9 protein-coding genes are annotated in these 14,909 nt (G+C 37.1%); 2 read left to right on the top strand and 7 right to left on the bottom strand.

Annotation, left to right across the window (positions count from 1 at the left end):
- Positions 1–4 precede the first annotated feature (4 nt).
- The 7 genes from GMJ66_RS00130 to GMJ66_RS00100 form a co-directional block, all read right to left on the bottom strand.
- Positions 5–898, bottom strand: a complete 894-nt coding sequence (locus GMJ66_RS00130; RefSeq protein ID WP_156288218.1) for a carbohydrate ABC transporter permease — start codon at positions 896–898, stop codon at positions 5–7.
- Between the two features lie 75 nt (positions 899–973).
- On the bottom strand, positions 974–2,353 hold the full coding sequence (locus tag GMJ66_RS00125; protein WP_156288217.1) for an ABC transporter substrate-binding protein: 1,380 nt from the start codon (positions 2,351–2,353) through the stop codon (positions 974–976).
- 78 nt (positions 2,354–2,431) lie between these two features.
- Entirely contained in the window at positions 2,432–3,331 is a 900-nt protein-coding gene (gene murQ, locus GMJ66_RS00120) for an N-acetylmuramic acid 6-phosphate etherase (RefSeq protein ID WP_156288216.1), read from the bottom strand.
- A gap of 294 nt (positions 3,332–3,625) precedes the next feature.
- Positions 3,626–4,486: a MurR/RpiR family transcriptional regulator gene (locus GMJ66_RS00115; RefSeq protein ID WP_156288215.1), complete on the bottom strand. Its 861-nt coding sequence runs from the start codon at positions 4,484–4,486 to the stop codon at positions 3,626–3,628.
- A gap of 15 nt (positions 4,487–4,501) precedes the next feature.
- Positions 4,502–5,467 carry an N-acetylglucosamine kinase gene (locus GMJ66_RS00110; RefSeq protein ID WP_156288214.1) on the bottom strand — a complete coding sequence of 322 codons (966 nt, stop codon included), beginning with the start codon at positions 5,465–5,467 and terminating at the stop codon, positions 4,502–4,504.
- Between the two features lie 893 nt (positions 5,468–6,360).
- Positions 6,361–8,019 carry a glycoside hydrolase family 13 protein gene (locus tag GMJ66_RS00105; protein ID WP_156288213.1) on the bottom strand — a complete coding sequence of 553 codons (1,659 nt, stop codon included), beginning with the start codon at positions 8,017–8,019 and terminating at the stop codon, positions 6,361–6,363.
- Positions 8,020–8,585: 566 nt separating this feature from the next.
- Positions 8,586–9,341, bottom strand: coding sequence for an acyl-[acyl-carrier-protein] thioesterase (locus tag GMJ66_RS00100; protein ID WP_231514766.1), 756 nt, complete (start codon positions 9,339–9,341; stop codon positions 8,586–8,588).
- 246 nt (positions 9,342–9,587) lie between these two features.
- On the opposite strand from GMJ66_RS00100, the gene GMJ66_RS00095 reads away from it, so the two are divergent.
- Both GMJ66_RS00095 and GMJ66_RS00090 read left to right on the top strand, forming a co-directional pair.
- Positions 9,588–12,233, top strand: coding sequence for an EAL domain-containing protein (locus GMJ66_RS00095; protein ID WP_156288209.1), 2,646 nt, complete (start codon positions 9,588–9,590; stop codon positions 12,231–12,233).
- A gap of 142 nt (positions 12,234–12,375) precedes the next feature.
- On the top strand, positions 12,376–14,871 hold the full coding sequence (locus GMJ66_RS00090; protein ID WP_156288207.1) for an EAL domain-containing protein: 2,496 nt from the start codon (positions 12,376–12,378) through the stop codon (positions 14,869–14,871).
- Positions 14,872–14,909 lie beyond the last annotated feature (38 nt).

Below are 14,909 nucleotides of genomic sequence, written 5' to 3'. Positions count from 1 at the left end.
GATGCTAGTACTCTACTTTATCCCGTCTCAAGAGGAATTGCAGAATAATAACCGTTATTAAAGAAAGGACTAGGATCATCACGCCAATCGCTGCACCATATCCAAAGTTAAATTGCACAAAGGCCTGTTGGTATAAATAGGAACCCATCACATGTGTGGAATTATTGGGTCCCCCACCTGTCATCACCTGAACAATGACAAATGAACCATTTAACGTCGTAATAACAATATAAAGAATTGAGATTTTGATTTGCGGCCAAATAAGTGGAACAGTTACCCTCCAAAACTGCTGCCATTTCGTTGCTCCATCTATCTCCACTGCTTCATAATAGCTTTTTGGTATATTGGAAATAGCCCCCATTAGCATGAGCATAAATAAACCAATTCCTGCCCACACGGAAGGGAAAACAAGACTTGGCAAAGCCCATTTTTCATCTCCGAGCCAAGGTCTTGCGAGATGTTCGAATCCAAGGAAATCCAAGGCTGAATTTACGAGTCCCAGGTTCGGATTATAAATAAATGTCCAGAGAATCCCAATTACAACAACAGACATGATATTCGGGAAGAAAAAAACAATTCGATAGAGTGGCGCTTCTCTCAATTTCAATTGAGTTAAGGCCACCGCAAAAAACAAGGCAAGAATCATAATGCCAATAACTTTGGTCACAACAAGAAAATAATCATGCATGATCGTATTCGGAATAATCGCATCATTCATTAATCGTATGTAGTTGTCCAGGCCGATAAATTCCCTATTATCTGATGCACCAGACCAATCAAAAAACGAATAGTATAATCCGCTTAGCAAAGGATAAAGCGTAAAGATGGCAAACAGTACAAACGTAGGCACCAGACAAAAAGTAAGGAACATATATTTTTGTTTTTTAGACTGTACCATCCAAATCACTCTTTTCTATGTAAGGTGGAAAGTACCGCATTCTCACACTGTACTTTCCATCCCTTTTCTTAACCCCTATAGCCCACTACGATATTCAGCCGCTGCCTTTTCTGCTTCCTCCACAAATTCTTCTGCTGTCATATTGCCAAGCATCAATGACAATAGATTATTGCCAATTGGAGTTTCCAAATCCGCACTCATTGGATGCGGTTTTTCATATATTTGGACTGTTTCCGGGTCATTGATCATTGCATTTGCCTCTGTTAAATATACAGGAACATTCGGATTATCTGTTAAATCTACCCCGTTTAAGTTCATCATCGCACCAGTATGCTCAGAGAAGGACATCGCATATTCCCTTGAGAAAACAAATTCTACAAAAGCTTTAGCCGCTTCAGGGTTTTCTGCATTTTCTGCAATGGCTAAAGGACGTAAATCCGGAACAATCGCAAATGGTTCACCCGGATCTTGCATTGGTGATGGAATAAACCCAAACTCGAATCCATCAGGAATATCGTTCGCCATTTCATTCGGCAGCCAGAACCCCACAGGAATGAATGCATTATCATGAAGTAGAAAATTCATTTGTGATTGGGTATGATTTAACGCACCTAAGCCCGAATCAAACATACCTTCCTCTTGCATTGTTTCTACTTTTTTCATGACTTCCAGGGTAACATCACTGCTCCATGAACCCTCTTTACCAGTAATTAAATCAGCCAACAATTCTTCCCCACCTGCAGCTGAAAATGCAGGGTAAAGCACGCCACGTAGGAAATAATACGGATGTTGACCAGTTGTTACAAATGGTGAAATCCCTTCCGAGTCTTTAATTTCCTCCATCGAACTCATAAAACTATCAAAATCCGTTGGTACTTCATATCCTTCCGATTCAAACCATGCTTTGTCATACCAAGTTCCCCATGTGTCAAATACGAGCGGCAACGAATAGATTTCCCCACCATAGGTTGCCGGTGCTACTAGAAAACTATCTATTAACTTATCCCCATTTTCCAATTCCATTTCCTGTATCCAATCGGACAAATTCATTAGCTGGCCATCTTCTACCATTTGTGTCTCACTTGATCCAGCTCCATCAATGTAAACGACATCTGGCGGATCATTGGAAACCCAGCGAGAACGCATTTCTTCATTAATATTTGGACCAGCATGTTCAATAATCGTTACATCCGGGTATTGCGCATTGAAATCTGCAATGACCTCTTTCCACCACGAATCACCATACCCTCCAACAAAGTATTGAATTTCCAGTTCTCCTGCTATGTCTCCTTCTCCACTTGCTTCCTTTTCACTTGAGGTATCCCCGGTTTCTGCAGCATTGGAATCATCGGTTCCCCCATCCGACTCTGTTGCTGCATCCTCAGATGAACACGCTACCAAAAAAACAAGTGCTAATAAACCAATAAACAGTAGCCATCCGTTTATTTTTTTCAAACTTCTTCCCCCTCGTTATTAATAGAAATATGTGAAACACATGAATAACATGTCTTGCTATTCATGGAGTTTCCTAATCTAGAGTAAATAGTCTATTGCCTCTCTTACATAGCCATTGCATTTCTGAAGGGCCTCCAGCGCTTTTTCGTGATCAACGTTTGCTTCTATCATAATAATGGCAGGCTTTACTTGAAAATTAGTCTTACTCAATATTCGGTCTGCTTCGTTATATGTAACATTGGTAATTTCTATTAAAGTATGCTTTGCCCGTTCTTTTAACTTATGATTGCTGGCATTCAAATCTACCATTAAATTTTCATAGACTTTTCCCATTTTCACCATCACAGTGGTACTAATCATATTTAATATCATTTTATGTGCGGTACCTGCTTTCATACGTGTGGATCCGGTCAAAACTTCAGGACCCACAACCACCTCAATCGAACAATCCGCATAATTGCTGATAGCCGATTGCTTATTACAGGAAAGTGAAATCGTATAAGCCCCAATCGATTGGGCATATTGCAACGCTCCAATCGGATATGGAGTTCTTCCACTTGCAGTAATGCCGATGACCACATCCCGGTCCGTGACATTTCTCGCCTTTACATCTGCTTTACCTTGTGCCTCACTATCTTCTGCACCCTCAACTGCCTTCAAAAAGGCATCCATTCCCCCGGCCATTACCGGTTGCACCATATCAGAGGATGTCATAAATGTAGGCGGACATTCAGACGCATCCAGAACGGCTAGCCTACCGCTTGTTCCAGCCCCTACATAATATAATTTCCCGTTGTTGGTAAGTGCTCTATAGATCTCATTCACAGCCATTTCAATCTTAGACAATACAGCTTCTACTGCATCTGCCACTTGCTTATCTTCTTCATTAATTGTTTTTAAAATATCCATGGTCCTCATCTTATCTAAATTCATTGTCTTGGGATTTCTCTTTTCGGTAGTCAGCTTTGCTAATTCCATGTACTAGCAGTTCTCCCTTACTTTAAAGTTGAGTAAAACTGTATTTACACTAGATTAAATTTTCTTAATATTTATCTTATTATAAATTTAATTGAATTATTTTGTCAATATTTCTTTTTAATTCAGTAATAATATTTCATATCTGATATAAAAAAAGGCATTTTTGCATTGTTTGGCTCTTGATTTGATATAAAGAGCGACATAACTGACCGTAGAGGAAATCAACGTTACACAATACTAGTTCGCTTTATTTACAAGATACTAATTACAATCATTCTGCAAAAAGAAACGATTTTATTGATTACGTTTAATAAATGAAATAGCTTCTCTTGTTTCCTCCAAATGTTGAACCGTCTCTTCATATTCGAGTGAAGCAAGTGACATAAATAAAATATCAATAACATGTAATTGAGCGATACGGGAAGACGTTGCACCACTTCTGACCATTGCTTCTTTTGCGGCGGAAGTATAGAGCTGTATGTCCGCAAATGCTGTCACTTTGGAATTACCATATTTCGTAATACTGATGGTTGTGATGTGATTCTTTTTGGCTAATTCTAATAATTTAGCAACTTCATCGGTATGACCGGAAAAAGAAATGCCAATCACTGCATCTTTTGGTCCCTTATTCGCAATTAAAGTAGCCGCTTGATGAACGTCTGAAAAGGAGTATACATGTTTATTAATTCGCAAAAACTTCTGCTCTGCATCTTTGGCAGCAAGATAAGAAGCTCCAACACCAAAGAAAATGCAGGAATCAGCGTTCGTCAGCACCTTAACAGCTTTTCCCAAACTTTCTTCACTTAAAATATCTCCTGTTTCCTTCAAAGTTTGAATGGTATTCGCTGTAACCTTTTTAATTATGTTTTGCAATCCTTCATTTGGTTCAATATCGTGGTATTCGTTTACGTTCCTTTCCTGCAGGTCTCCGGCCACCCGTATTTTTAATTCCTGGAATCCACTTAACCCAAGCGACTTGCAAAGCCTAATAACCGCAGCACTGCTCGTTTGACTCTTTTCACCTAATGCTAATGCAGTTAACAAAATCGATTCTTCCGGATTTTCAAGTATGTATTCCGCGATTTTTCTCTCGGAAGGAGGTAACCGACTTTGCATTTCTTTTAAAATAACAAGTCCGCCATTTGTTTGCGACATGATTTTACCCTCTCTTTATTTTAAGTAATTGCTAATATTTCGGATGAAACGTTTACTTACATGCTTTTCTTTCAATAGATAAGCGCCAATTAATGCTCCCCCAGCTGGATCCATGCTTGGTAGCTTTAGTACGAGCTTCGTGTCTATGAATCTCGTTTGCAATAATTTTGGCAAAATATCTTTTTCAGTAAAAATACCACCACATAAAACCACTTCTGCATCTTCCTCTTCATCAAAAAGCTTGTTATAAAGTGTAGTAATGCCTAGCATCATTTCATCTACCGCACGAGTGATAATCGATTCCGCTGCACGGTCCTTTTTTTTATAAGCACGAAAAACTAGTTTAGTAAGATCTGCCAATTCATTTTTTGGTGATATGGATGAATAGATTTTTTGAATGAAGTCTTGTGGGTGATTAACCCTAAAATGATCCAAAAACATGGATAGCATCATAGTATCTATCCCCCGTCCGTCATAGGCTTTCAGGGCAGCCACAGCTCCTTGCCGTCCAACATCATAACCACTGCCCTCATCTCCCAGTAAATATCCCCAGCCACCAACACGATCATGTTTTAAATGACGGTTTATTCCATATGTAATTGATCCGGTACCTGAGATTTGAACGATTCCAGGATTTCCGTAAGTACCAGAGTACAGAGCATTGATTGGATCTGGAAGGACTTGAATCAGTGCTTTCCCTGGTAAAAGCCTTTTTAAAATTTGGCTGATTATTTGGTTGTTTTTCTCGCTAGCAGTTCCAGCAATCCCTGCAAACACATAGCTGATTTCAAGCTTATTCGGTTTGCAACTCTTTCCCAGTACATCAAACAGTTCCTGAAACGTTCTTTCAACTTGTTGTTTGGAAGCGGAATGAAGGTTACTTGGTCCAGCAGTAGCTTCTGCAATGACTATACCGTTCCCATCAGCAATTGCCGCTCTTGTCTTCGTACCCCCACCATCAATACCTAGTAAATATTCCAAGTTCCTCCCCACTTTCCATATTTATTCTGTTACCATTACATTATATAATTCTATGTTAGTAAACAAGATATTTTTTAAAATTTTATTTTATGAAGGTTAAAAGAATTTTTAGTTATAGAGGAGCCTGCCGATGCGTGTTTTATCTAGATTGTTTTTGAAGGATGGCAATGTCTGCTTTTGCTTCCAGCAATTCATTGGATAGAATGGTTACTTTTTCATCAACTTTACGGATATCTTGCTTGATTTCTGTTTTCGGATCTTTTACTTCTGATTCTATGTTTGTTAATCCTCTTCTATATTTCTTAGTCGTTTTTCTAATAGTCTTTCTTCTTCTGCATTTGTCAGTCCATCTCTCATATCATTAATAGTATGAGTAAGTTCCTTAATAGCCATAAACAAATCCTCATCGGAAATTTCAGCCATACACTCGCTTTTTATTTTTTTTATTTATTTTAGCATGGGATCCCTATTTCAACAACAAACCAAAATACAAAAAATCCGACTCTTTTCTGCATAAGAAAGCAATTTCTATTAGAGAAAAATTGCTTTCTTAAACCTGTTTACTATCATGATTTTTAAAAACACATTATTTAGCTACAGCCGCCAAAACGAATTAAAAAAGTTTCCTTTGCTTACTGGCATTTAATTCTTTTGATTGCTCTCCACCTACTATATAAATGTTTGCTCAAAAAATAGTTCAAGTCATATGAGCTACTTTTTTAAAGCAACACGAACAACATATCAGCTTATTAAATAATGTGTATCTTCAATCTGTGATTTTTTTTCATCCCCCACTGATTGTTTGATGATCATAGAATCAAGAGTTCACTCGTTGCCGCCCCCACTCTTCTTTCTTGAAATAACTCGTATTCTTCTCGTTAGGGGACTTGCAGTTAGTTAATCACGTGATAAACCCGCGCCTCATACGGACGCAGACGTAATTCTTCAAACTCACTGTCATAATTATTTAACAGCAATTCTTTCTCACATTCTTTTAATGATTCTGGCAAATTAAAATCAACCGCTTCCGCAAAAAGATTGGACATAACCAAAACCTGCTCTCCCTCATAAGTTCTCGTGTAAGCATATATTTGATTATGATTTTCCAAAATAAGATCATAATTACCATAAATAAGTGTTGGTATTTCCTTTCTTATCCGAATTAACTTTTTGTAATAATGGTAAATGGAACCCTCGTCCTGCAATTGTCTTTGTAGATTAATATCCTTGTAGTTGGGATTGACTTTCAGCCATGGTTTGCCTGTTGTAAATCCTGCGTTTTCCCTATCATTCCATTGCATCGGTGTTCTCGAATTATCTCGACCGGTCTTCCAGATGATCTCCATAATTTCTTCCTCTGGAACTCCTTCAATCCGTTTATTCCGATATAAGTTTTTAATTTCCACATCATTGTAATCATTAATCGATGAAAATTGAACATTGGTCATGCCAAGCTCCTGGCCTTGATAGATAAATGGTGTTCCTTGCATGAGGAAATACATCGTAGCAAGGCTTTTTGCAGATTGTGCCCAATACTTCCCATCATTTCCCCAAGTCGACACCGAACGGGGCTGGTCATGATTTTCCAGGAATAACGCATTCCAACCTGAACCATCAAGCTCTACCTGCCATTTACTTAAAACTTCCTTCAATTGATGAATATCAATGCCCTTTTCTGTATCTTTGCCCCAGAGGTCGAGGTGTTCAAACTGAAAGATCATATGGAACTTTCCGTTTTTCTCCCCTACCCATTCGTCAGCCTGATGGGCCTTTACACCATTCGCTTCACCGACCGTCATAATATCGTATTTCTCAAAAGTATTTTCTTTCAATTCCTGCAAATACTCTTCAATACCATCATGATTCATATGCCCATTAAAGGAAGGAACATATTTTAAGCCTTTCGGGTTCGGTATATCTGGCAGTCCAGGGGCCTTTTTAATGTGGGAAATGGCGTCTACACGGAAACCATCAATTCCTTTGTCCAACCACCAGTTCACCATCTGGTATAGATCTTTTCTCACATTTGGATTTTCCCAATTCAGATCCGGCTGTTTTCTTGAAAATAAATGCATGTAATATTCATCAGTATTCTCATCATATTCCCAGACAGAGCCGCCAAAAATCGATTCCCAGTTATTTGGTACCTTTCCATTTTTACCAGGACGCCATATATAGTAATCACGATATGGATTGTCCTTCGATTTTCTCGATTCAATGAACCACGGATGCTCATCTGACGTATGATTAAGAACCAAGTCCATAATTAGTTTCATATCGCGACGATGAACTTCATTCAGCAGCTGGTCAAAATCCTCCATCGTACCAAATTCATCCATAATATCCTGATAATCACTGATATCATAGCCATTATCAGCATTTGGGGATTGGTAAATCGGACATATCCAAATGACATCTATCCCAAGATCCTTTATATAATCCAACTTGGAAATAATGCCTTGAATATCTCCAATACCATCTCCATTGGAATCCATAAAACTACGTGGGTAGATTTGGTATGCAACCGCTTCTTTCCACCATTGTTTTTTCATATATGTCCCTCCTTTATTGTTAATTTTCTTCGATAGTTTCAAATATAAGTATGCGCTCATGTATTTTTTATATTTTTATGTCTTTATAAGTTTCAAATGATAATAAGCATGAACTGAAAAAAGTTAATCGTATAAAGTGAATCTTCAATCAGTGAGGGGCTTCTAGCCAGTTATCCCGTAATAAACGTACAAGAGAGTCACAGAAACCAAAAAATAAACAGGATTAAACTAAACTGCTTGTTAGATAATAAAGGTCCACATACCATATTACCCATATCATTGTAAAAATTATTCGCCAATCATCCCTTTTTATTTTTTCTTTGTAATCATACCAATAGGATGTGATTTATCCATTCTGACTCCGCTATCTATTCATATATTCCTTTAAGAAAAATACCTGTTGTTGCTGGTATGTACAGATGATTTTCTAAGTACCTATGAAAGTTAACTATTCAGCAATATTGGGAAGCCTCTTCTTGGCTAAAATTTTATGTATTCCTTATAAGGAGCAAAAAAGAATAGCCTGCATTTTAAGCAGGAACACAACACATGCCCTACTTCCTTTTCTATCTCTCCCCCACTTCCACCTGCGCCTTAAAAACAGGATTACTATCTTTTTCATTTACCCCTTCGACATAAACTTTGTTCATTCCTAAAGAGGACGTATCCTTCTGAAGAATAATCGTATCCCCTGGCAATGCCTCATGGATAAAGTTTACCTCAATGGATTTAGTTGCAAATTTTTTATGGTCTTCCAGTGGGAAACAATCCATAATATAATCGACGTATTTGGAATTATTCAGGTGTCCATTGAAATCCACATCACTATAGCCAATAACTTTCGAGTATACAATTTCTAATGGTCCTGAGTGTTTAATTTTATCTAACTTCCCATCAATTGCTCTCTCTTCTATTGGTGCAGGAAACGTGAAAGGAAGAGATTTCGTTCTTTTTAGTTTTCTTTCTTTCAAATCCATAATCACCCATGATGAAACAGCACTTAAAATCCGTTTCTCATTCCCATCACGAACGATATAGTCTCTGTCAAATTCTAATTTTCCGGGTTCCAGTGGCCAGGTTTCAATCGTTACTTCCTCATCCCACCTAGGCAGACGTTCTATATCCACACGGATGCGCATTAACACCCAAGCAACACCATGCTTCTTCTCTAATGTATCAATACCGACACCCAAGTTTTCGGAGGCTAAACTGGCTATATCCTGGAAGTAGCTAAATAACGTACTTAGTTTCAACTTTTTAGTAAAATCCACATCACGCAAATCAATATGATATTTCTTTTTATACAGTGCCGAAGCTTCCATTATAATTACCCCTATCCCACTTCATTCTAACCTTATTCTAGCACAATCAATGAATCGTACTCTATTGCAAGTATCATTTTCTGATTAAGTAATAATTTTATAGGAATACCTTCCTACTTATCATTCCTATGTACCACTTCAAAAATAAGAAAACCGGGTGATAGCCGTTTAACCTTTCTTGCTTCACAATATGAACTAGGATAAATATACGGTTTTTTTTATGAAATAACAAAAAGGGGTATTGTAATGAAAAATTTCTTTTCCTTTCTTAACAGAAACAACCAGAATCCGGATATGTCTTCTGACTTGGAGGACGACACGTTATTAGCGGATAAGGTAAAAACTATGGAAAATAATCTTGAACTTGTACAAAAAGCCGGAAAGATGGGAGTTTGGGATTACAACATTGCAAAGAATCAACTCTATGTATCTGATCAGTTGGTTGATCTATTTCAGATGACATCAAGTACATCCACCAAACTGACATTTGAAAGATTTCTAGAATCCTTTCATCCAGATTATCGTGAGGAATATCGTAATCAGCTATTACAATCCATTAAAGCGAAAAAGAACTTTCACTATGAAACACAGATTATCAGGAAAGATGGAACTTCCATTTATGCCGATGTAAGTGGGGAAATTATCCTGGATAAAAAAGGAAAACCGGTCCGATTTGTTGGAGTTTTTCAGGATATTTCTAATCAAAAGCATATGGAAGAAGAACTTCATCAAAGTGAAAGTAAATTAAAAAATCTAGCGAATAATTTACAAGCAGGTATTTGGACACAAGACTTGGACACTTTTCATATTTGGATATCCAAAGGGATTGAAGCAATTACCGGGTATAATCGGGAAGGTATGAAGAACGAGATAATATGGGAATCGATTGTTCATCCAAGTGACAAAGAGTTATACAAAGAACAATTAAAAAAAATGTACAGTGGTGAAACGCTTTTATACCGTTATCGCATCATTCACGAAACCGGAAAAATCATCTGGATACAAAATCAAATGTTACCAGTTTATGATGACGACGGAAATCTTACGAGACTTGATGGAATTATCACAGATATTAGTAACCAGAAGGAGTATGAAGAAAAAATCAAACATCTGGCCTTTCATGACTCCTTAACCGATCTTCCAAATCGAACCTTTTTTGATGAAAAACTCGTTTCCCTTATTGAACGTTCCAAGCAAAAAGACGAAATGTTTTCTATCATGTATTTGGATTTGGATCGATTTCGAAACATTAATAACTCCATTGGTCAAGTAATCGGTGATAAATTATTGCAGGAAATTAGTCAGCGAATTAACGGTTTATTAAATGCATCTTCACTTTTAGCAAAGACGGATGGCGATGAATTTGGCATATTGCTTTGGGATTATAAGGAAAATGATTTTCCAATTACTATAGCAAAATCGATTAAACATGCTCTTTCCAAGCCATTTCTGATAGATGGATTTGAATTATACGTGACGGCAAGCGTCGGAATTAGTTCCTATCCGGATAATGGACACTCAGCCGAGGAGTTGATGAAAAATACAGATATTGCCCTAAGTCGTGCCAAAAATAACGGAAAAAATACGTTTCAAATTTATTCCACTTCCTTAAATATCGATTCATATAAACAATATCACCTGGAAAAAGACTTGAGGAAATCCATTGATAACAACCAATTACGGATTTATTACCAGCCCCGTGTAGACACAACAGGAAAGATCGTCAGTGCTGAAGCGCTTATTCGTTGGGAGCATCCGATTTGGGGACTCGTATCACCGGCAGAATTTATACCACTTTCAGAAGAAACCGGTTTTGTAAATGATATTGCCGATTGGGTACTTCAGCAGACATGTCTCTATTTAAAAGAATGGGAAAAAGAGAATCTCTCCGTTGTTCCGATTTCCATTAACGTTTCGGCACAGCGATTTATGAAAAGTGATTGGAAAGAAACAATCAATGCAATATTACAGGAGACAAACACAGACCCAACTCTCATTCAATTTGAGATAACGGAAACAACTTTAATTCAGTACAAGCAATCGATAACGAGTGCCTTTGAATATTTAAGAGAATTAGGAATCAAAATTGCATTAGATGACTTTGGGACAGGTTATTCATCCCTTTCCTATCTTTATCAGTTTCCGATTGATCTTGTTAAAATCGACCGTTCTTTCATTAAACAGATTACAAAATCCGAAAAAATGGAAGTCATTATTAAATCGATTATCTATATGTCAAAAGGTTTAAATATAGATGTAGTTGCTGAAGGGGTGGAAACCATTAGCCAGTTAGCATTCCTCAAACAACAGGAATGTCACGAAATTCAAGGATATATATTTAGCAAGCCCGTTCCAGTTCATCAATTTCAAGAGCTTCTAAAAAGGATGATTTTAAAAATCGAACAGCATGATGGTTCTAACAAAACGCCGAATCGGAGAAAGTATTTTAGAATTCCATTAACATTTCCAATTCGTGCCAATATGACATTAATTGCCTTGCAAGAGAAAAAAGTAAATGTTGGAACAACCGAAGTATTAATAGAAGATATTGGCCCAGGGGGCTTACGTTTTCTTTCGAATATTCAATTGCCCGTTCAATTTGATATCACCTACCAATTTAAAATAACTATATTGGATGAAAATATAGTTGTGATTGGAAAAGTAGTCTGGAAAGAAGAAATCAAAGGATCCTTTGAATATGGAATCGAATTTAATATGGATAATAAGGAAAGAGATCAGTTAATCAAGATTCTAAATCAGCTTTCCGTTCAAATACGCCGCAGTCCCTTTGTTCCAAATAGCAATATTCTGAACGAAGACCGATTTATTTACTTAAACAAGAAAAAAATTCGAAATGAGGTAGAATCACCCAATTCACGGCGAGAAACCTGATGATTAGCATGCCCCTTTTCCCTATGGCAAAAAATGGATTAAATTTGAATTAAATTCTGAAAAATAATAGACCCATTTTCCCATGATTATGATACTCTATATGTATATTAAAAATTTCTCCTTAGGAAAGAGGTAAATCAGAATGCATAAGGATGAAAAAATAAATATACTTCTAGTTGATGATCGACCTGAAAATCTATTATCCATTGAAGCCATCATTGAAAAGGATGAGTACCATTTAATTAAGGCTTCCTCTGGTGAGGAAGCCCTTAAATATTTATTAAAACATAAAGTAGCACTGATTTTATTGGATGTCCAAATGCCTGGAATGGATGGTTTCAGCACCGCTAAAATCATAAAGGCTCGTGAAAAAACAAAGGATATTCCTATCTTGTTTATTACAGCGAACAACATGGAATCCGAGCATATCTTTATGGGGTATTCTGTTGGTGCGATAGATTATATATTAAAACCGGTGGATCCACTCATTTTAAAAGCAAAAGTAGAAGGCTTTGTTGAAATTTATAAAATGAAACAGCAACTTATCTATCAGGCAGAAGAATTAAAAGAGAAAACCAGCCAGCTGGAAAAAACCAATACTCAGCTAACTGAAACGGCCGGAAAGTTACGTTTATCTGAAGAACTGGCTAATGTTATCAATGAAACTTCCATTGATTCGATGCTCATTCTTGATAAAGATGGCATCATTTTAAAAATTAACCCATCTGTTAAACAGATGTTTCATTATGATGAATCTGACCTTATCGGAAAAAATATTTCCATCTTATTTACATACGAGGATTCGAAACGATTTATTGCGAAACTAGTATCTACTATTAAGCATATCGGCAGTTTAAGCGGGATAGAGAAACAAAAAGAACTCGATGTAACACGAAGGAATGGAACGTCCTTCTTAGCTGAAATTCAAATTGGCTTGAAGGTTGTAGATGATGAGCATCTTATTGCTTGCACAATACGTGATATTACCAAACAAAAGAAAAATGAAGAATTAGTGAAACACATGGCATATCATGACTTTCTAACCGATTTACCAAATAGGAGATCCTTAAATGTCAACCTCACTGAAATTTTAAGACATGCAAAACAGTTCAATGAAACCTTTGGTGTCATGTTTTTAGACATGGATCGCTTTAAATATATTAACGATTCACTTGGCCACATGATGGGTGACTGTGTGCTTCGCGAAGTTTCCAAACGCCTTCATACCAACGTAAGGGAAGGTGATTTTGTTGCAAGAATCAGCGGGGATGAATTTAGTGTTCTTTTACCGAATACAGATCGAGAAGGTTCATTGGAGGTTGCCGAACGCATTATAGAGGCCTTTCAAAAACCAATGCTTATTGATAAATATGAACTGTATCTGACAACGAGCATTGGCTTAAGCATGTTCCCATATGATGGCGATCATGCCATTGAACTGTTGAAAAACGCAGACACCGCCCTTTACCGTGCAAAGGAGCAAGGCAAGAACAACTACAATGTCTTCCATTCGGGGATGAATATGCAATCCTATCGTTCCTTTATCATGCAAAATGATTTGCGCAGAGCCATAGAGAATAAAGAATTCGAACTTTTTTATCAGCCTCGAGTAAACTTGGAATCACAAAAAGTAGTTAGTGCGGAAGCTTTAATTCGCTGGAATCATCCAAACTGGGGAATGGTCAGGCCGATGGAATTTATCCCCTTAGCAGAAGAAACGGGACAAATTATTAAAATTGGTGAGTGGGTATTGAGAACCGTTTGTGAACAAATTCGGACATGGCAAGAATCTGGGATAGCACCTATTCAAATCGCCGTTAATTTTTCAGCAAGGCAATTTTTGCAAACGAATTTAATCGATAACATCGAACAACTTCTTCAAGAAACGGGTGTAGATCCAAATCTGCTGGAAATTGAGTTAACGGAAACAGTACTGCTAAAAAATGAAGAATTGACAACGAAAACCTTACAAAAGTTACGCGATATGGGCATTTCCATTAGCATTGATGATTTTGGAACGGGCTATTCTTCTTTACATTATTTAGGAAGGCTGCCTTTAAATACGTTGAAAATCGACCAGTCGTTTGTTAAAGGAATATCAGATAAAACCAATGAAAACCGCTCGATTATTACCACCATTATTTCTCTGGCAAAATCATTGAATCTGAACGTTATCGCTGAAGGGGTTGAAACCGAGGAACAATTGGCTTTCTTAAAAGGTCAGGACTGTGAGGAAGTTCAGGGATATTTATTCAGTCCACCTGTTCCGTTAGATCATTTTACAGAAGCCATTTTACAAGGTGACCCATCCCTATTCCTTCATACGGAAAAACAAGGTCCCGTCCTTGCCGAAGTATCTGCTACAATTCCAGAAGAGGTAACGAAACAAAATGTCATCGAAAATGCTTTGGAACAAATAAAGGAAATCTATCAAACTACATCCAGAGAATTGGAAGTGTTTGAATTGATTTTAGCCGGCTTAAGTAATAAGGAAATTTCCGAAAAGCTATTTATTAGTGAACATACGGTTAAAAATCATATATCCAAGATTTTCCAAAAACTTGATGTGAATGATCGTGCACAAGCAATGGCAATGGTCTATCAAATTTGTATTAACGAGGGGGATATCTCCAATTAAAAACAGGAGAACACCTTCATAATATCTTCCTCATTAGA

This window comes from Oceanobacillus salinisoli, from assembly GCF_009733865.1.
In the GTDB taxonomy this organism is placed as follows: Bacteria; Bacillota; Bacilli; order Bacillales; family Amphibacillaceae; genus Oceanobacillus; species Oceanobacillus salinisoli.
This window is presented reverse-complemented; position numbering and strand designations above follow the sequence as displayed.

Bases quoted from the DNA above. Each gene is read 5' to 3' on its own strand.
- GMJ66_RS00115 (WP_156288215.1), bottom strand. From the start codon at position 4,486: ATGTCGCAAACAAATGGCGGACTTGTTATTTTAAAAGAAATGCAAAGT.
- GMJ66_RS00105 (WP_156288213.1), bottom strand. From the start codon at position 8,019: ATGAAAAAACAATGGTGGAAAGAAGCGGTTGCATACCAAATCTACCCA.
- murQ (WP_156288216.1), bottom strand. From the start codon at position 3,331: ATGGAATTAGCAAAGCTGACTACCGAAAAGAGAAATCCCAAGACAATG.
- GMJ66_RS00090 (WP_156288207.1), top strand. From the start codon at position 12,376: ATGCATAAGGATGAAAAAATAAATATACTTCTAGTTGATGATCGACCT.
- GMJ66_RS00095 (WP_156288209.1), top strand. From the start codon at position 9,588: ATGAAAAATTTCTTTTCCTTTCTTAACAGAAACAACCAGAATCCGGAT.
- GMJ66_RS00100 (WP_231514766.1), bottom strand. From the start codon at position 9,341: ATGGAAGCTTCGGCACTGTATAAAAAGAAATATCATATTGATTTGCGT.
- GMJ66_RS00130 (WP_156288218.1), bottom strand. From the start codon at position 898: ATGGTACAGTCTAAAAAACAAAAATATATGTTCCTTACTTTTTGTCTG.